Origin of the sequence: Haloactinospora alba (assembly GCF_006717075.1) — a bacterium.
GTDB lineage: Bacteria > Actinomycetota > Actinomycetes > Streptosporangiales > Streptosporangiaceae > Haloactinospora > Haloactinospora alba.
Genome location: NZ_VFQC01000001.1, coordinates 2,145,608 through 2,166,904, shown reverse-complemented (window position 1 = coordinate 2,166,904; position 21,297 = coordinate 2,145,608). Strand labels below are relative to the sequence as shown.

The 21,297-nt window shown below is 67.4% G+C and carries 21 protein-coding genes; 4 read left to right on the top strand and 17 right to left on the bottom strand.

Annotated elements, in window-relative coordinates; genetic code table 11:
- Positions 1–317 precede the first annotated feature (317 nt).
- From FHX37_RS22785 to FHX37_RS09730, 4 genes are read right to left on the bottom strand one after another with little or no spacing between them, the layout of a single operon-like run.
- Positions 318–488: a hypothetical protein gene (locus FHX37_RS22785; RefSeq protein ID WP_170181539.1), complete on the bottom strand. Its 171-nt coding sequence runs from the start codon at positions 486–488 to the stop codon at positions 318–320.
- On the bottom strand, positions 485–2,365 hold the full coding sequence (locus FHX37_RS09740) for a TraR/DksA C4-type zinc finger protein (protein ID WP_211351786.1): 1,881 nt from the start codon (positions 2,363–2,365) through the stop codon (positions 485–487). The genes FHX37_RS22785 and FHX37_RS09740 overlap by 4 nt, the downstream gene beginning before the upstream one ends.
- On the bottom strand, positions 2,362–2,898 hold the full coding sequence (locus FHX37_RS09735; RefSeq protein ID WP_141923623.1) for a hypothetical protein: 537 nt from the start codon (positions 2,896–2,898) through the stop codon (positions 2,362–2,364). Before FHX37_RS09735 ends, FHX37_RS09740 begins: the two co-directional genes overlap by 4 nt.
- Positions 2,895–3,083 carry a helix-turn-helix transcriptional regulator gene (locus FHX37_RS09730; RefSeq protein WP_141923622.1) on the bottom strand — a complete coding sequence of 63 codons (189 nt, stop codon included), beginning with the start codon at positions 3,081–3,083 and terminating at the stop codon, positions 2,895–2,897. Before FHX37_RS09730 ends, FHX37_RS09735 begins: the two co-directional genes overlap by 4 nt.
- A 144-nt stretch (positions 3,084–3,227) precedes the next feature.
- On the opposite strand from FHX37_RS09730, the gene FHX37_RS09725 reads away from it, so the two are divergent.
- Together FHX37_RS09725 and FHX37_RS09720 are read left to right on the top strand one after the other, a co-directional pair.
- Positions 3,228–3,806, top strand: coding sequence for a hypothetical protein (locus tag FHX37_RS09725; RefSeq protein WP_141923621.1), 579 nt, complete (start codon positions 3,228–3,230; stop codon positions 3,804–3,806).
- Positions 3,793–5,037, top strand: coding sequence for a tyrosine-type recombinase/integrase (locus tag FHX37_RS09720; protein WP_141923620.1), 1,245 nt, complete (start codon positions 3,793–3,795; stop codon positions 5,035–5,037). The genes FHX37_RS09725 and FHX37_RS09720 overlap by 14 nt, the downstream gene beginning before the upstream one ends.
- Before the next feature lie 33 nt (positions 5,038–5,070).
- On the opposite strand, the gene glnA is transcribed toward FHX37_RS09720, so the two are convergent.
- Complete coding sequence (gene glnA / locus FHX37_RS09715) at positions 5,071–6,495, bottom strand: type I glutamate--ammonia ligase (protein WP_141923619.1); 1,425 nt, start codon at positions 6,493–6,495, stop codon at positions 5,071–5,073.
- A 237-nt stretch (positions 6,496–6,732) separates the two neighbouring features.
- Between glnA and FHX37_RS09710 the strand changes: the two genes are divergently transcribed.
- Complete coding sequence (locus tag FHX37_RS09710) at positions 6,733–7,161, top strand: RDD family protein (RefSeq protein ID WP_141923618.1); 429 nt, start codon at positions 6,733–6,735, stop codon at positions 7,159–7,161.
- 31 nt (positions 7,162–7,192) lie between these two features.
- Here the strand turns inward: FHX37_RS09710 and FHX37_RS09705 are convergent, their stop codons facing one another.
- The 11 genes from FHX37_RS09705 to FHX37_RS09655 all read right to left on the bottom strand — a co-directional run bounded on the left by FHX37_RS09705 (position 7,193) and on the right by FHX37_RS09655 (position 20,033).
- Entirely contained in the window at positions 7,193–7,930 is a 738-nt protein-coding gene (locus FHX37_RS09705) for a DUF4191 domain-containing protein (protein WP_141923617.1), read from the bottom strand.
- Positions 7,931–8,029: 99 nt separating this feature from the next.
- On the bottom strand, positions 8,030–8,974 hold the full coding sequence (gene lipA, locus FHX37_RS09700) for a lipoyl synthase (protein WP_141923616.1): 945 nt from the start codon (positions 8,972–8,974) through the stop codon (positions 8,030–8,032).
- A gap of 52 nt (positions 8,975–9,026) precedes the next feature.
- A complete protein-coding gene (gene lipB, locus FHX37_RS09695) occupies positions 9,027–9,728 on the bottom strand; it encodes a lipoyl(octanoyl) transferase LipB (RefSeq protein WP_141923615.1) in 702 nt (233 codons plus the stop codon).
- A 114-nt stretch (positions 9,729–9,842) separates the two neighbouring features.
- A complete protein-coding gene (locus FHX37_RS09690) occupies positions 9,843–10,751 on the bottom strand; it encodes a TIGR01777 family oxidoreductase (protein ID WP_141923614.1) in 909 nt (302 codons plus the stop codon).
- A 541-nt stretch (positions 10,752–11,292) separates the two neighbouring features.
- Positions 11,293–12,741, bottom strand: coding sequence for a 2-oxoglutarate dehydrogenase, E2 component, dihydrolipoamide succinyltransferase (gene sucB, locus FHX37_RS09685; RefSeq protein WP_342777608.1), 1,449 nt, complete (start codon positions 12,739–12,741; stop codon positions 11,293–11,295).
- Between the two features lie 73 nt (positions 12,742–12,814).
- Positions 12,815–14,191, bottom strand: a complete 1,377-nt coding sequence (lpdA, locus tag FHX37_RS09680; protein ID WP_141923613.1) for a dihydrolipoyl dehydrogenase — start codon at positions 14,189–14,191, stop codon at positions 12,815–12,817.
- Positions 14,192–14,281: 90 nt separating this feature from the next.
- The gene (locus tag FHX37_RS09675) at positions 14,282–15,787 is read right to left on the bottom strand and encodes a leucyl aminopeptidase (RefSeq protein ID WP_141923612.1); all 1,506 of its coding nucleotides are present in this window, start codon (positions 15,785–15,787) and stop codon (positions 14,282–14,284) included.
- 249 nt (positions 15,788–16,036) lie between these two features.
- Positions 16,037–17,263: an MFS transporter gene (locus tag FHX37_RS09670; protein ID WP_141923611.1), complete on the bottom strand. Its 1,227-nt coding sequence runs from the start codon at positions 17,261–17,263 to the stop codon at positions 16,037–16,039.
- Positions 17,260–17,934, bottom strand: a complete 675-nt coding sequence (locus FHX37_RS09665) for an HAD family hydrolase (RefSeq protein ID WP_141923610.1) — start codon at positions 17,932–17,934, stop codon at positions 17,260–17,262. Before FHX37_RS09665 ends, FHX37_RS09670 begins: the two co-directional genes overlap by 4 nt.
- A 327-nt stretch (positions 17,935–18,261) precedes the next feature.
- Positions 18,262–19,011: an adenosylcobinamide-GDP ribazoletransferase gene (locus FHX37_RS09660; protein ID WP_141925156.1), complete on the bottom strand. Its 750-nt coding sequence runs from the start codon at positions 19,009–19,011 to the stop codon at positions 18,262–18,264.
- Positions 19,012–19,055: 44 nt separating this feature from the next.
- Positions 19,056–20,033 (bottom strand): bifunctional adenosylcobinamide kinase/adenosylcobinamide-phosphate guanylyltransferase, encoded by a 978-nt coding sequence (locus FHX37_RS09655; RefSeq protein WP_141925155.1) that lies wholly within the window; start codon positions 20,031–20,033, stop codon positions 19,056–19,058.
- A gap of 200 nt (positions 20,034–20,233) precedes the next feature.
- On the opposite strand from FHX37_RS09655, the gene FHX37_RS09650 reads away from it, so the two are divergent.
- Positions 20,234–20,440 carry a hypothetical protein gene (locus tag FHX37_RS09650; protein ID WP_141923609.1) on the top strand — a complete coding sequence of 69 codons (207 nt, stop codon included), beginning with the start codon at positions 20,234–20,236 and terminating at the stop codon, positions 20,438–20,440.
- A 171-nt stretch (positions 20,441–20,611) separates the two neighbouring features.
- Here FHX37_RS09650 and FHX37_RS09645 read toward each other — a convergent pair whose 3' ends face one another.
- Complete coding sequence (locus FHX37_RS09645) at positions 20,612–21,274, bottom strand: DUF3043 domain-containing protein (protein WP_246062219.1); 663 nt, start codon at positions 21,272–21,274, stop codon at positions 20,612–20,614.
- Positions 21,275–21,297 lie beyond the last annotated feature (23 nt).

The following is a 21,297-nucleotide window of genomic DNA, read 5'->3' as shown; positions in this document are numbered from 1 at the left end:
GTAGCTAGCGATCCGCGGGGCCTGTATGTGGCGCCGCTCTGATCTCGCCCATCATGCGGCTGTATTAAGTTTTCCGGAAGTTGGGGGGACGTTCCGAGCCCCCTCGATACACAAAAAGCCCCCAACGTTAGAGCTGGGGGCTCTGTGTTTTTATCTTCCTACTTCTATTATAGTCCCATTGTCAACCACAAACCACAGTTGAGGTTCGGTTCTATAATGGCCCGTATTCTTTTGTGACCTGCGGTTTCTCTTTCTCTGGCACGTTTTTTGGGTAAACCGGGGAGAACGGCCGGTATTTATGTGATCACACGAAATTCCTATTCGCCTTCCTCGTCGAGTAGAGATTGAATGTAGTCAGCCGTCGCGTTTTCCATTCCGGGAATCGCCTCGAAACGAGTCCCGTCGAAGAACCCGTATCCCTCGTCGGCTGCCTTGCGGAACAGGGCAGAGAGAACGAACCATTCCGTTGTGCTCGGGTGCTCAGTCATTCCGATCCTTTCTGGAGAACCTCGAAACAGGACTGGCAGCGAGCACGCCCGGGCGGTAGCGGCTCGCCACAGTCGGGACAGTGAAGAGACGTGGCAGGATCACGGGACGCGTCGGTAGAGAGCGGCTGCGAAACAGTGTCCATAGCGTCCGCAGCGTCCATCGGTCCCTGTTGTTGCTGGTCACCGCGATAACTGGGCTGGACACTGTGGCTGTTGGCAGCGTCCATGCCAGGGTTTGCAGCGTCCATCGTGTTTTCCCTGCTCACCCCTTGGTGCTCGTCATCGTGTGGACGCTGAGGACGCTGTGGACGCTGGGATGCACCTTCTATCTCCGCTAGCCGCTGGGGTGTGGAGCGGATCGCATACAGCCGTTTGCGTTGGGCGTTGCCTCCGCGTTGGCTGTCGTCGATCTCCACACCGACCGTGCGCAACGTCGGCGCTAGCCGTTTGAGCTTGGTTCCCGCGCGTGTGGGGTCCTTGGGCCACCCCTTGGGGAGCTTGTCCGGAGCCTCGACCGCATCAAGGATCTCTCGAGCGGTCATCGTCACCCCATCCGGTCCGGCCCGATCAGCCAGAGTGAGCACCGCTTGCCCGAACGGGTCACCGTCCAGCACGTCTGAGACCGCATCCCGGGCGCTTTGCCGGTAGGAATCCAGCGTGTTCCATCCCCGCACCCGGTCGACAGCGGCCAGCACACGCGCGAAGTCGGCCATGCGCGGACGGTGGGTCAAGGTGGTGTCGGGAAGGGCCTTCACCACCTGGGCCAGTAGGTCGAACAGGCTCGCCAGAATCGCCGCGTGCCCGTCACTGAAGGCCGTATCAAGGTCGGCTTCCTCGCGGCGCTTGTCTTCCGGGATCAGGTTCAGTTCCAGGGTGAGTAGCCGTTCGGCCAAGTCGCCTTGCAACGCCCCGGCATCGATCGTGGTCATCGCTAGCACCCGGCGAAACTCCAACACCACCACGTCATCATCGGTGTACAGCGCCCGATCGATGACCCCTTCCCCGGTGACCGCGCGGCACAGCGCATCCGACAGCCAGTCGGGCACGATCGACACGTTGTCCAAACACAACGCCCAGGAGTTGAACGCCTGGGTCGCCCAGGTCCGCATATCGCGCGGGGCGGTGCGTTTGGGCGCGCCCGAGGGGTCGACAATCCCAATCACCATCTGAGCGGCCTTGGACTTGCCCGTTCCCTGCTCACCCCGAAACGCCAGGATCGGGTGGGGCAAGTCCGGGATGAACGCCGCGACGAGCCAGGCCACCAACAAGCGAAACCCCGCCTCGTCGATGTTGAGCAACGCCCGCAACGTGGCGAGCCCGTCGCCATCCCGCACCGGTTCGGGAAGGGATTTCATCGCACCCGAGCGGCGAAACAGCACCGGTGAGCGCGGCTCCCGCTGCCAGCCGTGCGGGCCAACCACCACGCAGCGCCCGTCGGGCGTGCCCAAGTCGACCACGATGGAGTCACCATGGCGAGCCACCCGCAACTGGGGGACACGCGGTTCCGTGCCCGCAGCGACCCCTTCAAGGACGGTCATGGCATCGGCCAACGCCGTTTGTGAGGGAACCGCGCCATTGTTCTCATCGGCATAGATCCGGGCGAGCTGGGAACGAAGACCCGCTTTCCCCCGCAGCGGCACCGCGAGATGAGGGCCATCGTTGGCGACCGCATACGGGCGCCCATCATCGGACAAGAACAACGCATAGCGCTCACGGGCAAGCTTGGCGACCTTGGAGGCCTGGGACTCCTTAGGTTTTTCCCCTTCGGAACCATCGTCCCCACTAGCACGGCCCTTGGCAGAGCTGGACAGGGTACTTTCTCCAGCGCTTCCCGTGTCGAACGCCTTAAGCGGGGGCATGCTGTCCGGAATGTTCATGCCTCACCCCCTGGTTCCCAGGCGACCGGTCCGCCCGTGTAAACCCCGGCATGAGGCGGCTTGCGGAACTCGCCACCACGAGACCGCTCGATCACACGCGCAGCGATGCCAGGACGAACCCGGTCCTGGTACTGCCGCCAGGTCTCTTCCTCAACGCGGCGACGCTCGTAATCCTCTACCGCCAGGTGGTATTCGAGATCGTCGCCTTCCTCGGCGTATGCCTCGGCTGTCCGGATCGCAGCGGCTTGCTTGCGTAGGTCATCGGAGGGGAGTTGGCCCCATTCGATCGAACCAAACTCCGGTACCTCGCCCAATTCCTCGGCAGTGGCAAGCAGGTGGCGAGCCCACTGCTTGCGGTAGCGCCGTTCGGGCGACTTCCTCGGCATCGGCGGAGCCGGAACCGGGTTCTCCACCACCGCGTAGACCGCAGCCTGTACGTACGGAGACGCATCGGATACGATGTTGCTGGTTATAGCCTCAGTAGAGGTGTTGGGCCCGGTGTTGGCAGCACCGGGCTTTTTTTGTGCTTTCATGCGTTCTCCTTTGCATTGAGCCACCGGTCCACGGCATCCGGGCGATAGCGCGTGTGGCGACCGAGACGGATGCTGGGTGGCGCGGTTCCGATGTGCTGCCACCGGTAGATCGTGGTGACGGGCACGCCGAGGTAGTTGGCAAGCTCGCTCGGGCTCCACAGCGGACGCGCATCAGACTGAGCCATGAACACTCCTGTACATCCCGCCGTAGATTCGACGGTTAGCTTCCGTATTATTGACGGGTGCTTGCTGTCACAGGAAGCTAGCTTCCGTTGCGCCGCATGTCAAACGGTGGACAGCCGTTGATTAGGTATGTATGATCCGTCGATATGACGGAACAGCAGGAAACAGCTACATACGGCCCGCCAAGTGACGTTGTCGCCGAGCGGGTCAGAGAAGTGCGCAAGCGTCGCGGCTGGACGCCGCATCAACTCGCGCAGGAATGCGCGGACGTCGGACTCCAGCTCAGTGCAAACACGATTGAAAACATCGAGTCTGGCCGCAGAGACAAGAACGGGCGCCGGCGTCGACACGTCACCGTTGATGAGCTAATAGGACTTGCGTTTGCGCTCGACGTTGCCCCGGTTCACCTCGTGTTTCCGATATCAGAGGAAGGTACTTACGCACTAACCCCATCACAAAAAACAGGAGAATCACGTGCACTGGGAAATATAGAATTCGCTCGCGGATGGTTCCGTGGAGAAAACGTCGGGGCAGCTCAAAACTCAAGAATTTATTTCACCGAACGCCCTGGTGAGGAAATTTTAGACTTTATTGAAAAAGCAGAAGGGATAGATAAAGTATATAGCCCCAGTGAAGCGGTAACTATTTCAAAGATGCGTCATCCAAGCAACGCAGGAAGAGACAAATTTTTCGATTCGCAGGACGACACCGATGCCGGTAGTTGACACGTGGTACCGCACCGTCAAGCAGCCCGATGGTTCGACCAAGAAAGAAAAGAGTGCGCACTACGGACGCGGGAAGCGCTGGGCAGTCCGCTACCGCGACGATGATGGGAAGCAGAAGAATCCTAAATTCCGGACCAAGGTCGAAGCTGAGCAGCACCTGACGAATATCAAGGGGGACTTGCAGCGCGGCGAGTACGTCGACCCTAAGGCTGGAAAGGTCACCCTCCAGGCGTTTGCTGAGGAGTGGCTGGCGAATTTAACCGTCGAAGAGTCCACGAAAGAAGCTATGGAGAAGCGGTTACAGCTCCATGTCTTTCCGCATCTCGGATCCCAAGAGCTACGCAAGCTCAAGCCGTCAGTCATCCGGAGTTGGCTCGCGGGACTACAGACTCACTTGGCTAGTTCGTCGACACGCACGATTTTCGAGCATCTATCAGGTGCACTTGCGGCTGCTGTCGACGATGGGCTGATTGCTAGGAATCCGTGTGCATCGAGTTCGGTTAAGGCGCCCGTCCCGGAAAAACGTAAGGTCGTTCCGTGGACCTTGGAGCGGGTAGCTGCCGTGGAAGAAAGCATACCGCCCCGCTACCGAGCGTACGTCGTTCCCGGTGCTGGATGTGGCTTGCGCCAAGGCGAGACAATCGGCTTGGCTGCTGAGGACGTGGGGTTTCTCGATGGAACACTCTATGTCCGCAGGCAGGTCAAAAAAGTGCGGAACAAGTTATGCTTCGCTCCGCCGAAGCACGGCAAAGAACGTGAGATTCCGCTTCCTGAACACGTCGCCTTGCGCCTATCGGCGCACATGGCCCAGTTCCCGCCTGTCAGCGTCACGCTCCCATGGCGCCATCCGGAAGGCGAGCCGGTCACCGCACAGTTAATTTTCACGAGCCGGGAGAGTAAGCCGCTCAACAAGAACTACATCAATAAGTTCGTGTGGAAACCTGCGTTGGTGGACGCGGGAGTCCTCTCTCACCAGGCGTCGGCCCGGGAGTATGGCTACCACGCCTTGCGTCACCACTTCGCGTCAGTGCTGCTGGAAGCCGGAGTGTCCATCAGAGCCCTGGCTGAGTACCTTGGGCACGCTGACCCGGGGTTCACGTTGCGGACGTACGCCCACATGATGCCGAACAGCGAGGCAAGGATGCGGGGAGCCATCGACCGCGTGTGGTCGATGGCCGATGACTCCCACACAAGCGCAAGTGCGCCCAATGTGCGCCCGATCCTTTCCTGAAGGAAGGAAAATGCAGCGCACACCGCTATGGGCTCACACGTCGTAGTAGAGCTCGAACTCGCGCGGGTGCGGGCGCAGCCGCAGCGAGTCGATCTCCTCGGTGCGCTTGTAGTCGATGTAGGTCGAGATCACGTCCGGCGTGAAGACCCCGCCCTCGAGCAGGAACTCGTGGTCGGCCTCCAGCGCGTTCAACGCCTCGTCCAGCGACGCCGGAACCGTCTCGATACCGGTGGCTTCCTCCGGCGGCAGCTCGTAGAGGTCCTTGTCCAGCGGCTCCGGCGGTTCGATCTTGTTCTTGATGCCGTCGATGCCGGCCATCAGCATCGCGGAGAACGCCAGGTACGGGTTGGCGGAGGGGTCCGGAACCCGGAACTCCAGCCGCTTGGCCTTCGGGCTGGCGCCGGCGAGGGGGATCCGGATGCAGGCCGACCGGTTGCGCTGGGAGTACATGAGGTTGATCGGGGCCTCGTAGCCGGGAACGAGCCGGTGGTAGGAGTTCACCGTCGGGTTGGTGAACGCCAGCAGGCTCGGGGCGTGCTTGAGCAGGCCGCCGATGTAGTGCCGGGCGCTGTCGGAGAGCTGCGCGTAGCCCGTCTCGTCGAAGAACAGCGGTTCGCCGTTCTGGAACAGGCTCTGGTGGCAGTGCATGCCCGACCCGTTGTCGCCGTGCAGCGGCTTGGGCATGAACGTGACCGTCTTGCCGGCGGCGTTGGCCACGTTCTTCACCACGTACTTGTAGAGCTGTATCCGGTCGGCCTCGGCCAGCAGCGTCCCGAACTTGATTCCGATCTCGGCCTGGCCCGCGGTCCCGACCTCGTGGTGCTGCAGCTCCACGTCGAGCCCGGCGTCGATGAGGTGGCGCACCATCCGGGAGCGCAGGTCGCTGTAGTGGTCGACCGGCTCCACAGCGAAGTAGCCACCCTTGTAACGCGGACGGTACCCCAGGTTGCCGCCGTCGCGCGTGCTTCCGGTGTTCCACGCGCCGCCGGCCGAGTCGATCTCGTAGTAGCCCGTGTTCGGCCGCGTCTCGAACCGGACGTCGTCGAAGATGTAGAACTCGGCCTCCGGGCCGAAGAAGGCGGTGTCGGCGATGCCGGTACCGGCGAGGAACGCCTCCGCCTTGCGGGCGATGTTACGCGGGTCGCGGCTGTAGGACTCCAGCGTGATCGGGTCGTGGACGAAGAACGTCATGTTCAGCGTCTTGTACTCGCGGAACGGGTCCACGTAGGCGGTGCTCAGGTCCGGCAGCAGCATCATGTCGGACTCGTTGATGGTCTGGAAACCGCGGACCGACGAGCCGTCGAACGACTGGCCCTCGGTGAACGTCTTCTCGTCGACGCCCTCGGTGGGCAGCGTTACGTGGTTGACGCCGCCGAACAGGTCGGTGAACCGGATGTCGAGGAACTTCACGTCCTCGTCGCGGATGAAAGCGAGGGCCTCATCGGCGCTGTTGAACAAACCTACCTCCGTGCAGATCTCGCAAGGCCGCGGCTAGCCGTTCACCGCCGTTGGCGACCGGGTTCGTCCGGGCCCATCGGCCACGTAACTCAACCTACAGCAGGGCCGTTTCCGCGCCATGTCCCGGATGTTTCCCCCGTGTTACGTCTATGACCTGCTGGGACGAGAGGAGGGCGGGATGCGGGTGTTTCCGGGCGGCAGGCGGGAGAGCCTACCGGGTCCGCTACCGTTGGACGCATGGGTAACGGAGGTCGTACCGGGGAGACCGGCGCGTACTACGCGGGAGAGCGGTTGGGCATGCCGTCCGAGGGGTCCGGCGCGGTTCCGGGGATGGGGCGCCGGGCAGCTGGTGTGCTGCTGGACTGGCTGCTCAGCCTGGCGATCACACTCGGTCTGCTGGGACTCGACCCGACCGGAGCCTCCGGTGCCGCGCTCGTCGTGTTCGCGGTGCTCACCATCGCGTTCCTGATCCTGTTCGGAACGACACCGGGGAAACGCGTCGCCGGCGTGGACGTCGCGATGACAGGGGAGCGGGCACTGCCCTGGCCCGTGGCGATGCTGGTGCGCACTGTGCTGCTGTGTCTGTTCGTTCCCGCGCTGATCAGCGACGACGACCAGCGCGGGCTGCACGACCGTGCCGCGGGAACCGTCACCAGGCGGTTCTGAGCCCGTCGGTAACCGGAGGCGGTACCGGAGGTCAGTTCTTCTGCGGTTTCGGACCCTTGGGCATCTTCGCGCCCTTGGGCATCGGGCCCTTGGGCATCTGCATGGACGCGGGCATGGCGTTGAGCCGGTTGCGCAGCTCGCCGACCTCGCCCTTCTTCAGGTTCCGCGGCAGCTTCATCAGGTGGCGCTGCAGGCGGGAGACCGGAACCTGCCCCGAGCCGTTGCCGACCTGCAGGTCATAGATCGGGGCGCTGTGGGCGACGCGGGACACGCGCTTCTTCTCCGTCGCGAGCAGTCCCTTCAGCCGGTTGGGGTCCCCCTCGCCGACGAGGACGATGCCGGGGCGCCCGACCGCGCGGTGCACGACGTCCATCTGCCGGTTGGCGGAGACCCCCGACTCCACGGTCCAGTCCCCACGCAGGTTGTCCAGGATGGCCATCCCCGCGCCGAGCTGGCCGTCCAGCATGGCGTACTGGGTCTTCTGCGCCACACGCGAGAAGTAGACGAACCCGGCGAGGAACGCGATCGGAACTCCCAGGGTGATCCAGTACAGCCACCACCCGGTGAGGAAGCCGCCCACGATGGAGAGGACCAGCACCGCGAGAGCGATCCCGACGGCGGTCGGTATGCTGCGCGGGCTCTGTTTGTGCACAACCCGCGCGACCATGCCGATCTGCTTGAACCGGCCTGGTTGCTGCGAACCGCTCTTGCCTTGCTTGGACTCTGTAGCGGTCTGGGCCGTCTTGCTGTCTTTGGGCTGCTTCGCCATGTCACCCAGGATATGTCCAGCGGGGCCGTGCACGCGAAACGGCGGTACGATCCGCTGTCTCGGGCGGAGCACCGCGCCGGTCGGCACGGCCCCGTCGGGTCACGCCTCGGTGGCCGCCTGCGCCTCGCGCTTCTCCATGGCCTGCTTGTACAGCCTGCCGGCACGGTAGGAGGAGCGTACCAACGGGCCCGACATGACGCCGGAGAAACCGATCTCCTCGGCCTCGTTGGACAGTTCCACGAACTCCTCGGGCTTGACCCACCGGTGGATCGGGTGGTGCAGCTTGGACGGCCGCAGGTACTGGGTGATGGTCAGCAGGTCGCAGCCGGCCTCGTGCAGGTCGCGCATCGCCTCGCTGATCTCGTGGCGTTCCTCGCCCATACCCAGGATCAGGTTGGACTTGGTCACCAGACCGTCGTTACGGGCCTTGGTGATGACCTCCAGGGAACGCTCGTAGCGGAAGGCGGGCCGGATCCGTTTGAAGATCCGGGGAACCGTCTCGACATTGTGGGCCAGTACCTCGGGCCGCGAGCCGAACACCTCGGCGAGCTGGTCGTCCTTGGAGTCGAAGTCCGGGATCAGCAGCTCTACGCCCGTGCCCGGGTTGAACTCGTGGATCTTGCGGACCGTCTCCGCGTACAACCAGGCGCCGCCGTCCTCGAGGTCGTCCCGGGCGACCCCGGTCACCGTGGCGTAGCGCAGTTCCATCTTGCGGACCGAGTCGGCGACCTTGGTCGGTTCGAGCCGGTCCAGCGGGGTGGGTTTGCCGGACGCGATCTGGCAGAAGTCGCACCGGCGGGTGCACTGGTCACCGCCGATGAGGAAGGTGGCTTCGCGATCCTCCCAGCATTCGTAGATGTTCGGGCAGCCGGCCTCCTGGCAGACCGTGTTCAGGCCCTCGCGCTTCACGAGCGAGTTGAGTTGGGTGTATTCCGGACCCATCTTCGCCTTGGTCTTGATCCAGGACGGTTTTCTCTCGATCGGGGTCTCGCTGTTGCGGGCCTCGATCCGCAGCAGCTTGCGGCCCTCAGGAGCGACGGTCAACGCGGGCCCCTTCCTTTCCTCATCCCTTGTGGGGATCGTGCTCGATTCGGGGTCAGGCGCCGACGAGGCCCTCGGTCTCGTCGATGCCATGTGTGTGGCTGTAGCTGGGCGCGTCGAGCACGTCCGCGAGGTGGCGCTCGGTGCTGGCGAGCACCTCGGCCACCGTGACGTCGCGTCCCAGCTCGTGCGAGAGCGAAGTGACGCCGGCATCGGCGATCCCGCACGGAACGATACGGTCAAACCAGGACAAATCATTGTCGCAGTTCAGTGCGAACCCGTGCATGCCCACCCCGCGGGAGATCCGGCAACCGATAGCGGCCACCTTGCGTTCGATCAGGCCCCGCGCGGGATCGGCGTCCAACCACACTCCCGTGCGCCCCTCGACGCGTTTGCCGCTCAGCCCGTACTCGGCGAGGACGCGAATGATCGCCTCCTCCTGCATCCGGACGTAGGCGATGACGTCGATCGGGTCCGGGAGCCGCACGATCGGGTACACGGTGAGCTGCCCAGGACCGTGCCAGGTGATCTTGCCGCCACGGTCGATGTCGTAGATGGGGGCTCCGGGATCGGTCAGCGGGCGGTCCCATTTCCCGGTGCGCTTACCCGCGGTGTACACCGGCTCGTGCTCCAGGAGAAGGGCCGTATCGGGGATCTCGTCGGCGACGCGTCTCGCGTGCACGCGCTTCTGCAGTTCCCACCCCTGGTCGTAGGGGACGGGGGCGTCGCCGATCCAGGCGTAAACGAGCTCACTCACACATCCCACCTTATGCCCCGGGCTCTCCGCGGGCGATGTCGGATAGGGCACGTTCGGGTCCCGGCCGCCCGGAACGGGGATGTGCCCTGTCCGCCGCCCGGGCCGTGCCGCCGGTCAGGGGCCGCTCCCGCCACCGACGATGTCGGAGACCGCGGTGCGGACGTCGGAGTGGTGGAACGAGAAACCGGAGTCGAGCAGACGTTGCGGCGTCACCCGCTGGCTCACCAGAGCGGCCTCGTCCGCGAAGCCGCCCAGTGCCGCGCGCATCGCGAACGCCGGAACGGTGAACACGGCGGGGCGCCGCACCGCCTTGGCGACGGCCCGGGTGTAGGCGGCGTTACTGACCGCACCGGGGGCGCAGAGGTTGACCGGGCCGGTGATGTCGCCGCGCCCCAGCAGGAACCTGATCGCTGCCACCTCGTCGCGCAGCGAGATCCAGCTCACGAACTGGCGACCGTTGCCGAGCTTCCCGCCCAGTCCCAACCGGAACAGCGGGAGCACCGTCCCCAGCATGCCACCGGAGCGGGCGAGCACGATGCCGGTGCGCAGGTGGGTGACGGGAACGCCCGCCCGCTCGGCCGGCTCGGTCGCGGCCTCCCACTCGCGTACCACGCCGGCGAGGAACCCGCTGCCGGGCGGACTGTGCTCGGTGGCCGTGTCCGAGCCGGTGTCGCCGTAGAACCCGACAGCGGACCCCGACAACAGGTGCGCCGGAGGGTTCTCCATGGCGGCGAGCGCCGTGGCGAGAGTGCGGGTGCCCATGATCCGGCTGTCCCGGATCCGCCGCTTGTACTCCGCGGTCCACCTGGCGGGACCGAGCGGCGCGCCCGCCAGGTGGACGACAGCGTCCACACCGTCCAACCGCGCGGTGTCGACCTCGCCCCCCGACGGGTCCCACTCCACCTCGGCCATGTCGTGCGGACTGCGCCGCACCAGGCGCAGCACCTCGTGCCCGTCCTCGGTCAGGGAGCGGCCCAACGCCGTCCCGATCAGTCCGGAAGCTCCTGTGATAGCGACTCGCATACCCCCGTGGCTACCCGATACCGCCGGAATCATCCGTACCCCGGGCGGAGGCCGCATCCCGTCGCAGGGGCCCGCCCGTCGGAGTTCAGCCGCCTGCGGGTGCCATCCGGCGGCTCGCGGCCGGGCCGGTGGAGGGTGAAGTCCGGAGGCCTGGCGTTCCCGGCGGCCGCTCCGGGTTCCCGGAACCCCTCCGGGGTGCGCGTTTCCCGGCTGCCCGAAACAGCGCACGTCACCGGCCGGGTCCGCGGCCAACGCCGGGGAGCGGCGCCGCTCGTCCGGCCGGGCGCGTGAAAACCGGGTTGGAATTTGGTGAAAACCCCTGCGCGAGGTGCTGGCGGGGTCGTACTGTGTGTGCGGGTGGAGGAACTCTCCGTGGCATGTGGTGAGAGGCCACAACCACGCGTGTCTGCCATCGCGAGAGGATCGTCCGCCCGTGTGGACCTTTGGTGATGGGGATCACCAGGGGATGGTGAATGGTGGGGTGAAAAGCGGGGCGGTACCGACCGGTACCGCCCCGCTTACTCTCCGTCGGTCGCTGCGGTTACGCCAGGCCGAGGTCCGCGTCGAACGCGCCCTCCTCCAGCCGCTCACGGACGGCCTGCAGGAAGCGGCCCGCGTCCGCGCTGTCGATCAGGCGGTGGTCGTGGGTGAGCGACAGGTACACCATCGACCGGACCGCGATGACCTCTCCCAGCTCGGGATCATCCACCACCACGGGCCGTTTCACGACAGCTCCGGTGCTGAGGATGCCCACCTGGGGCTGCGTGATGATCGGGGTCTCGAGCAACCCACCGACGCTCCCGGTGTCGGTCAGGGTGAACGTTCCCCCGCTGAGCTCCTCGGGGTTGAGAGCCCCGGTGTGCGCACGCTGGGTGAGGTCGGAGACCTTGCGTGCCACGCCACCCAGGTTCAGGTCGCCCGCGTCCTTCACGACCGGGATCAGCAACCCGCCCTCGGTGTCCACGGAGATTCCGAGGTGCTCGACACTGTGGTAGGTGACCTCGTAGCTGGAGCTGTCGATGACCGCGTTCAGCTTCGGGTGGGTCTTCAGCGCCTCGACGGTCGCCAGCGCGAAGAACGGGAAGAAGCCCAACTCCGCGCCCTCGCGCGCCTCGAACTGGTCCCCGGCGCGTTCGAGGAGCCGCGCGATGTTGGTGACGTCGACCTCGACGACCTGGGTGATCTCGGCGGAGATCCGCAGTGAGTCGGCCATCTGCTCGGCGATGGACTGGCGCAGCTTCGACATCTGCTCAGTACGCCCGCGCATGCTCGTGTCGGCCGCGGTGGCCGGGCGCTGCTGTGCCGGGGTGGAAGCGGCGGGGGAGGCAGGAGCGGCGGCGGGTGCGGTGGAACGTTCCCGCTGCTTGCGCGCCGCTTCCTGGACGTCCTGTTTGCGGATGCGGCCACCGACCCCGGTGCCGCGTACCGTGCTCAGGTCGACGTTCTCCTCCGCGGCGAGCTTACGCACGAGCGGGGTCACGTACGTCTCCGTGACGGCGTCGGTCCCGTCCGCCTGGTTGGCACCGCTGACGGTTCCCACGTCGACCGGGGGAGCGGTCTCCTCGCGGTCCGTGGACGTCTCGGCGGAGGGGGCGGGTGTCGGTTCCGGCTCCGGAGCGGAAGCGGCGGGAGCCGCCTGCTCCTCGGGTGCGGACGTCGGGGCGCCCGCGGTCTGGGGTTCCGGCTGGGGCTCGGGTTCGGGCTGCGCGTCCTTGGCCGGTGACGCGCTCTCCTCACCACCCGCGGCCTCGTCCTCCCCGCCGATCACCGCGATCTCGGCGCCGACCTCGACCGTCTCGTCCTCGGAGACGAGAATCCTGGTCAGCACGCCCGAGGTCGGCGAGGGGATCTCGGTGTCGACCTTGTCGGTAGCGACCTCGAGAAGCGGCTCGTCGGTCTCGACGGTGTCGCCCACCTGTTTGAGCCACTGGGTGACGGTTCCCTCGGTGACGCTTTCACCCAGCTCGGGCATTGGTACGGAAGTCGGCATGGTTCCTCTTAGCTGAACGTGCTAGGCGCGGAAAGGCAGGGGGCGGGCCCTGTGGCCCGCCCCGATCGCCGTGTTAGTCGTGGTCGTGCAGTGGTTTTCCGGCCAGGGCGAGGTGCGCCTCGCCCAACGCCTCGGACTGTGTCGGGTGCGGGTGGATGAGCTGTGCGACCTCTGCGGGGAGCGCTTCCCAGTTGTAGATGAGCTGGCCCTCGGTGGTCAGCTCGCCCACGCGGGCGCCCACCATGTGTACCCCGAGAACAGGGCCGTCCTTCTCGGCCACAACCTTGACAGCCCCCTGCGTCTGCAGGATCTGGCTCTTGCCGTTCCCGCCCAGGTTGTAGTTCTTCTCCACGATGTCGTAACCGCGTTCCCGCGCCACCTTGGCGGTCAGGCCGACGGAGGCGACCTCGGGGTCGCAGTAGGTGATACGCGGGACACCGTCGTAGTCGATCGCCGGCGGGTTGAGGCCGGCGATCCGCTCGGCGACGAAGATGCCCTCGGCGAAACCGACGTGCGCGAGCTGCCACGTCTCGATCAGGTCACCGAGCGCGTAGATGTTGCCGACGCCGGTGTGCAGGTTCTCGTCCACCTTGACGAAGCCCCGCTCCATCCGGACGCCGACGTCCTCGTAGCCCAACCCGTCGGAGACCGGGCCGCGCCCTACGGCGACGTGCAGCAGCTCGGCGTCGATCGTCTTGCCGCCCTGCAGAGTGACACTGACGCCGGACTCGGTGGTCTTCACGCTCTCGAAGGGCGTGCCCAGCTCGTACTTGATGCCGCGTTTGCGGAACGCGCGCTCCAGCAGCTTGGAGCTGTCCTCGTCCTCGGAGGGGACGAGGTGGTCCAGCGCCTCGACGATGGTGACCTCGGCACCGAAGGAGCGGTAGACGCTGGCGAACTCCACGCCGATGATGCCACCGCCCAGGATCACGACCGAGCTCGGGACGTGCTCGAGCTTCAGCGCCTCCTCGCTGGTGATCGTCTTCTCGCCGTCGATGTCGACACCCAGCGTCTTGGGCTTGGAACCGCTCGCGAGCAGGATGTTGCGGCCCTTGTAGGCCGTGTTGCCAACGGTGATCTCGTCAGTGCCGGTGACCTTGCCCTCACCCTCGACAACCGTGATGTTGCGGGACTTGATCAGTCCGGTGAGGCCCTTGTGCAGGCCGTTGATCACCTTGTTCTTGTACTTGTGCACGCCTGCCATGTCGATGCCGTCGAAACTGGCCTTGACACCGAAGTTCTCGCTGTCGCGGGTGGAATCGGCGACCTCGCCGGAGTGCAAGAGCGCCTTGGTGGGGATGCAACCGTAGTGCAGGCAGGTGCCGCCGAGCTTGTCTTTCTCGATCAGGGCGACGCTCATGTCCAGTTCGGCCGCGCGTAGCGCCGCCGCATAGCCGCCGCTTCCGGCGCCCAGGATCACGAGGTCGAAGGTGCCGCCGCTCTCACTCACGGGAAGGACACTCCTTGTTGTGGATGGTGTGATGCGTTTTGTCGTGCCAGTGGCATGGCCGGGTGGGGCCCGTCCGAACCACCCTTCTATTCAGTTCTGCGCGTGGTTCTCGGCCAGGCGCACCAGGGTGCGCGTCGCACAGCCGGTTCCGCCCTTCGGGGTGTAACCGAACGGCTCTCCCTGGTTGAACGCGGGGCCGGCGATGTCGAGGTGCGCCCAGCGTGTGTCCTCGGCGACGAACTCCTTGAGGAAGACGCCCGCGGCCAGCATTCCGCCCCACCGTTCCCCGGGAACGTTGGCGATGTCGGCGACCGACGACTCCAGCCCGCTGCGCAGCTCCGCCGGCAGCGGCATCGGCCACGCCGCCTCGTCGGCCTGCTCCGCGGCGGTGACGACACTGTCCCGGGTCGCATCGTCGTTGGCCATGATCCCGAAAACGCGCGTTCCCAGGGCGACGAGCTGAGCGCCCGTCAGGGTGGCGACATCGACGATCAGCGCGGGCTCGTCCTCGCGTGCCCGCACCAGCGCGTCGGCCATGACGAGACGACCCTCGGCGTCGGTGTTGAGTACCTCGACCGTGGTGCCGCCGTAGATCGTGAGGACGTCGGAGGGACGCTGCGCGCTGCCACTGGGCATGTTCTCGGCGAGCGCGAGGTAGGCGACGACATTGACCCGGGGCCGCAGCTCCGCTATGGCCTGCATGGCGGCCAGGACGGTGGCCGCGCCACCCATGTCGGACTTCATCCAGTCCATGGACCCGGCGGGCTTCAACGACAGGCCGCCGCTGTCGAAGGTGATGCCCTTGCCGACGAAGGCGAGGGTCGAGGTGGCGTCCGGGTGGGTGTAGGAGAGCCGCACCATGCGCGGCGGGTTCACCGACCCCTGGCCCACACCGACCAGACCGCCGTAGCCGCCCTCGGCGAGCTGCTGCTCGTCCAGCACCTCGAACTGCAATCCGCTGTCGCGGGCGACCTCCTCCGCGACACCGGCGAGGTCCTCGGGGACGAGGTCGGCCGGCGCCGTGTTCACGAGGTCGCGTGCGAGCCCCACCGAACCGGCGAGGGTCCGGGCGCGGTCGAGAGCGCCCTGCGCCCCGCTGGCGGAGCTGAGGACGAGGAGCTCGCTGGTTCCCGCGGTGGTGGACTCCTCGTCGGTGCGGTAACGGGTGAAGGAGTAGCACCCCAGCAGGGCACCCAGCGCCGTGGCACCGGCGAGCTCGGCTGTGTCAGCGGGCAGGGCGAGCGCGACCCGGTGCTGGGAACCGCAGCTCCGCAGGGCGGCACCCGCCGCCCGCGAGAGCGTGTCGGTGTCGACCGTGCTGGCGTCTCCGGGAGTCTCGCCCAGGCCGACAGCGATGACGACGGGGGCGGTTGTCGCCCCCAGCGAGGGGACGTTGTGGGTCTCCTCCAACGCCCCACTGGCCCCCATCAGGGACAGGTGCCGGGCGAGGCCGCCGGGAAAGGCGGCGTCCACGGCACGGGCGCCGGAGGCTGGTTGGGGGCCGTCGGACCCCGAGTGGTAGCCGACGACGACGGCGTCGGCCTCGACGGAGTCGGGGGATGCAGGACTGGTGGTAACTGACAACGGCGTGCTCACGAAACCGATGCTAGCTCTTGTGGCATCCCGCTGGGCACCGGGAGCCCGGCGTGCCTACCACGACTCGCAATGATCGGGGTAGTTGATCCATTGGAAAAATATGGGATGTTTTCTGTGGAATTGTCGGGTGAACATCATGCTCGGTCAGGTTTTTGGTCCTCTTTGCTGTGCCGGTTGCCGTCGTGGCGCCTCATCGTGTGAAGAAATGTGGCGTTGCTTACAACGGAAGCAGAAACGAACACACCGCTCTCACCGTCCGGTAGCGGAGTCCTCACCCGCCGGGCGGAGGAGGGTCACGGCCGTCATCCCTGCCGCTCCAGCGGCGAAGCACACGGCAGTCCCCAACGCCGCCCGCGCCGACACGGTATCGGTCGCGACCCCAGCCACGGCCGAGCCGACCGCGTTGCCCACCCCGAACGAGGTAATCATCCACGCGTGGGCCTCCGTGACGGTGCCGTGCGGGGCGAGGCGAGCCACCAGCGCGAAGGCCGAGGCCAGCACGGCCGGCAGGGCGCAGCCGCTGAGGAACGCCAACGGTGCCATCAGCGGAACCCCGGGAAGCAGCAACAGCGGCGTGTAACCAGCGGTGAACAGGACCGCGAGCAGGCGGAACCGCCCACCCTCGTCCCGGGAGGCGGGAACCGCAGTGTAGGCGATACCGGCGACCAGCGCTCCGAACGCGTTCGCGGCGATCAACCACCCCGCCGCCCCGGCGGAGCCCTGTTCCTCGGCGTAGCCGGTGATGCCGACGGTGAACGCCCCGATCGTCCCACCGACCCCGAGCAGCACGAGGAACAGCCGCACCATGACGGAGGACCGCAGCGGGCCCGCCCAGTGCCGATGCTGCGCGCTGCCGCGCCACACGCGAGCGGGACGCGCCGTCGCGAACCACACCGTGCCCACCAGACCGATCACGGCTGCCGCTGTCAGCCCCGAGTCGGCCCCGCCCAGGGCACTCGCTCCCATGACCGCCAGTGGGCCGAACACGAAGATGAGCTCCTGCGTCCCCGCGTCCAGGGAGAACGCCGCGCGCACGTCCCGCTCGCTGGACAGGACGTCCTCCCACAGCACACGCAGGCACGGCTCGAGCTGCGGGGTGGCGGCTCCCGCCACCAGCGCGGCGACGACCGCCGCGGTGGTGTTGGCCACCGGATCGAGCGCCGCGAGCGCCCAGAACCCCACGGCCGACAGGACCGCGCTCGCCAGCAGGACGGGTGCCTGCCGGGTGCGGTCGATGACCCGCCCCAGTACCGGGCCGGCCACGGCCAGGCTCACCGCGTAGACCCCGTTCAGCATGCCCGCCAGCTGGTAGTCCCCGTCGTGCGCGCGCACCGCTGTCAGGATGGCGAGTGGCGCCATACCCGTGGGGAGCCGTCCGATCAGGGACCCAGAGAGCAGGCGCGGGACGTGGCGGGACCTCAGGACCTCGAGTGCCGGGCGCGGCGAGGCCTTCGCCCGAGTCTCGCCCCCGCTCACGACGCTTCCTGCTGCGGGACGCGGGCGGTGGTGAGCGCCTCGTCGAGCGACTCCACGACCGGTGCGCCGGTCCGGGCGAGGTCCTGGGCCGTGTGCAGCCCGCTCGCGTAGAGCACACAGCGCGCCCCCACATGGGCGGCGGCACGGGCATCGTCGACGCTGTCCCCGATGACCAGGCACCGGGAACCGTCCACCCCGATGGTGCGCAGGTGCTCCCGCAAGCTCTGCCGTTTCCCCTCGGTGTTGGTGCCGCGCTGGCCCTCGACCCGGGTGAAGTGCGGTTCGATGCCGAAATCCCGGACCAGGGGGAGCAACCGGTGGTGGGGGTACATGGACAGCAGGGACTGGCTCAGGCCGGCCCGTGCGGTCTGCTCCAGGGCGTGGTGGGCCCCCTCGTCCAGGGTGAGGGAGGAGCGTCGTCGGAGGTAGGCGGTGTGGAACGCCTCGGCCAGGGAGGCGTGCTCGCTCTCGCTCAGCGCCCGGCCCGCCAGACGCTCGTAGAAGACCGGTATGGGCTGGGTGTGCACGCGCCGGTACAGGTCGGCGGTCACGGGCGGCATGCCGAGGGCCGCGAACGCTTCGATCGTGGACTCGATCAGGACGGGGGCGTCCGCGAACAGGGTGCCGTTCCAGTCCCAGACGATGTGGTGTGTTCGGGGGGTGTCGTGCACGAACCTCTCCTCGGCATGGGGTAGCAGCAGTGGGTATTTTTCAGATCTATGTCTGATTTGTCCTAGAAGGCGTCCGGTTGGCGGGACTCCTCGCGGGAGGGCAGACCCCGCGGATCCCCGGGGAGAACCGGGCGGTGTCGCGTAACACCGTAGGAAGGAAACCCGTCGCACCCCAGGTCCGTCCGGGCAACCTGTCGCCAGAACGTCAGAAAGATGGGATCGTAGGTTCCGTGCGGTGGGCCGACGGCCATACCGGCCGGAACCCGGGATGGCGCCGGCTCCCACCGGCCGTGGTCCCGCGTCTCCCGGCGCACCCCGACCGTCGGGTCAGACCGCAGCGGCGGTCCCGACCAGAACCACCGTGGTCACCACCTCGGAGAGCGCCCCCAGGACGTCGCCGGTGACGCCGCCCAACCGGCGCAGGGCGTGCCACAGCACCGCCCCCGCGACCGCCAGACCCGCCACGACGGCCAACGCGCACCCGAGAGCGAACCCCGGTCCCACAACCGTGCCAAGGGACGCCACGGCCAGCGTCGCCACGGTCGCTACCGCCGCGCCCCGCACCGGGACCGTGCCCGCCACCATCACTCCGAGTCCCTCGGGACGCGCCGCCGGAACCCGGGGAGTGCACGCCCACGTGACCGCCAAACGTCCGGTGAGCACCGCCAGAAGGACACTGACGGCACCAGCGGGGGGAGACGCCCCGGCAACCTGACCAAGCGCCAGCGTCTGGACGAGAACGACCGTCACCAACGTGACCACCCCGAACGGGCCGATGTCGGACCGTTTCATCACGTCCAGCGCCTCACCGGCGGGGCGGGCGCTGCCCAACCCGTCGGCGAGGTCGGCCACCCCGTCCAGGTGAAGCCCCCGGGTGAGCAGTGCCAGACACCCCACCACGAGGGCGGCCGACAACGGTGCCGACAGTCCGGCACCCACAGCCGCCAGCAGGAGCGCCGCGGCGACCGCGCCGAGCACCGCCCCCGCGGCAGGGGCCAGCACCATGGCCCAGCCGGCCACTCCCCGGTCGACGCGTCGGACCCGCACCGGGATGACCGTGAACGTGCCCAGTGCCATCCGCAGCCCGTCCGCGCTGTCGCGGAACGCCTCCCGGAGCCCGTTCACGGCAGCTCCGAGATGCGTCCCACCGCGGTCAGGACCACGTCCTCCGACTCCGCCGCGAGGCGTTGGTTGACCCGCCCCAGGTAGTCGCGGAACATACCGCCGCTGGCGGTGGGGGGTACCACTCCCGACCCCACCTCGTTGGTCACCGCGATCGCGTAGGCGCCGCAGCGCCGCCACGCCTCCACCAGTTCGTCGATCCTGGCCCGCAGCTCTTCCTCGGCCCCCACGGGCGGCTGCTCGTCCCACATGCCGCAGGCGTCCAGCACACCGGCGAGCCACGTCCCAACGCAGTCGAGGAGGACCGCGCCACTGGCCCGCCGGAGTACCGCCGCCACGTCCAGAGTCTCCTCGGTGCGCCACCACCAGGGGCGGCGCGCCCGGTGCGCCTCGACCCGTTCCCGCCAGGCGTCGTCCCCGTCCGCGGTGGGGCCGGTCGCGATATAGGTGACCTCGGGCTCCGCGAGCAGGCGGCGTTCCGCCTCAGCGGACTTGCCGGAACGGGCACCTCCGGTGACGAGCGCGCGGTGCGGGCCGCGGATCCGGGACGGCGGCCACGCGGCCGGGGGGCACGGCAGCTCCTGGCCGTCCGAGGGGGCGAAGGTCCCCCACAACCGGGCCCGCCGTTCGAACTCGGCGGGGGAGTGGAGCCGGTGGTCACCGCCGAGCGCCGCCACCGCGGTCGTCGTTCCCACGACACCGGCGCGGCGCAGCGCCCCCACGCTGCGCGGTGACTCCACGACGTCCACCAGGGCGAGGTCGACCTGTTGCGGTGGCGGGACGGGCGCGTGCCCCCCGGCCGTGGTGGGCGGATCCGCCGGAGCCTCCGGACAGGCGTAGAGCAGGCTCTCCCCGCCCGGTCCCTCCACCCGGGTTCCGTACGGCGTCGTTGTCACCGTGTAGCCCGCGGGGACCTGGCCGGCGGTGAGCGTTCCCGCACCGGGAGCGCGCAGGGTGAACGCGCCGTCCACCGTCACCCGCGCCGGGAGGCGACGGTTGTCGGTGGCGCGGTTGCACGAGGCGCAGGGGCAGTTGGGGGCGGGCCATCCGGCCGGGCCGGACGTCCCGGAGAGTCGTATTCGCACGTAAGCCAGTTAACAACATAGATGGTTGCTTTCGCCGTTACGCTCGACACATTCGGCCAGCGAAGGCAACCGTAGTGGAAAGGCGGGACGGCGTGGCGTGGAGTTGGCGTTGTGAGACGGCTGAGGGAGAAGCGCTCACCGACGAGTGGTTCTCGGAGGAGGCGTTCTCCTCGCGCGGTGACGCGGAGACGTGGCTCGGAGAGAACTGGCAGGAGATCGCGGCAGCCGGGGCGGAACGCGCGATCCTGGTCGACGGGGAACGGGACGTGTACTCGATGAGTCTCAGCGACCCTCTCTGACGACCGGACCGCGGAGGCCGGCGGCGCGCGGGGGTCGCTGTGGACCGCCCGTCAACGCCGGTTTCCCACCGGAAGGACGTGCTGGCTCACCGCCGGTATGGGCACCGGCGGCCCCGGCGCTGCCACCCGCTCTCCAGCGGCCGGGCCGTTGCCAACCGTGGCCCGGCCGGTTCACCCGCGTTTGGGTACGGGAGTGTCACCCACGCTCACCCGGGGTTTGGGGAGCCGGAGCTTGCGGATCTGCAGCTGACGCATCGCGGCATACATGCCGACCCCGCGCAGGCCGTCCTCGCCGGGAAGGTGTTGGCGGGCGTCCTTCTTGATCCTGTTCCCGACGTAGATCCCCTCGGTCACGATCCCCACCATCATCAACGGCCAGACGATGTAGGTGACCGCCAGCTGGAGTTCCGGAACGGGGAGGAACAGCAGGACGATTATGGCCAGCGAGAAGTAGAGGAAGAACTCACTGATGCTGCGCCGCGAGTCGACGACGTCTCGCGCGTAGGCGCGCACCGGGCCGTGGTCCTGCGGACGGAAGTGTCGTTCCTCCCCCCGCGCGCCACCACCACCGCCGCCGCGCGCGGCGGAACGCTGGCCGCCACGCCCGCGGCGCTCCTGTTCGCGCCGTGCCCGGTAGTGCTGGTAGGCCTCCCGGCGTGTTTTCGGGGCGCGCAACGGTCGGCGCAGGTCCTGCTCGGCCTCTTTGCGCTTGGGGGTGGGCTCCCCTTTCTTCGGGGTGTAGCCCTTGGCGGACTCGGCGGCACTGGCCCCGGCACTGTTGGAGCCGGCGGCAGCCGGTTCGTTGGCGGAAGAAGTAACGCGACGTCGGAACACGTCTCTCAGGATAGAGGCTGTTG

Coding starts and splice junctions, on each gene's coding strand:
- FHX37_RS22785 (WP_170181539.1), bottom strand. CDS start 488: ATGACTGAGCACCCGAGCACAACGGAATGGTTCGTTCTCTCTGCCCTG.
- FHX37_RS09740 (WP_211351786.1), bottom strand. CDS start 2,365: ATGAACATTCCGGACAGCATGCCCCCGCTTAAGGCGTTCGACACGGGA.
- FHX37_RS09735 (WP_141923623.1), bottom strand. CDS start 2,898: ATGAAAGCACAAAAAAAGCCCGGTGCTGCCAACACCGGGCCCAACACC.
- FHX37_RS09730 (WP_141923622.1), bottom strand. CDS start 3,083: ATGGCTCAGTCTGATGCGCGTCCGCTGTGGAGCCCGAGCGAGCTTGCC.
- FHX37_RS09725 (WP_141923621.1), top strand. CDS start 3,228: ATGACGGAACAGCAGGAAACAGCTACATACGGCCCGCCAAGTGACGTT.
- FHX37_RS09720 (WP_141923620.1), top strand. CDS start 3,793: ATGCCGGTAGTTGACACGTGGTACCGCACCGTCAAGCAGCCCGATGGT.
- FHX37_RS09710 (WP_141923618.1), top strand. CDS start 6,733: ATGGGTAACGGAGGTCGTACCGGGGAGACCGGCGCGTACTACGCGGGA.
- FHX37_RS09705 (WP_141923617.1), bottom strand. CDS start 7,930: ATGGCGAAGCAGCCCAAAGACAGCAAGACGGCCCAGACCGCTACAGAG.
- FHX37_RS09690 (WP_141923614.1), bottom strand. CDS start 10,751: ATGCGAGTCGCTATCACAGGAGCTTCCGGACTGATCGGGACGGCGTTG.
- sucB (WP_342777608.1), bottom strand. CDS start 12,741: ATGCCGACTTCCGTACCAATGCCCGAGCTGGGTGAAAGCGTCACCGAG.
- FHX37_RS09660 (WP_141925156.1), bottom strand. CDS start 19,011: ATGGCACTGGGCACGTTCACGGTCATCCCGGTGCGGGTCCGACGCGTC.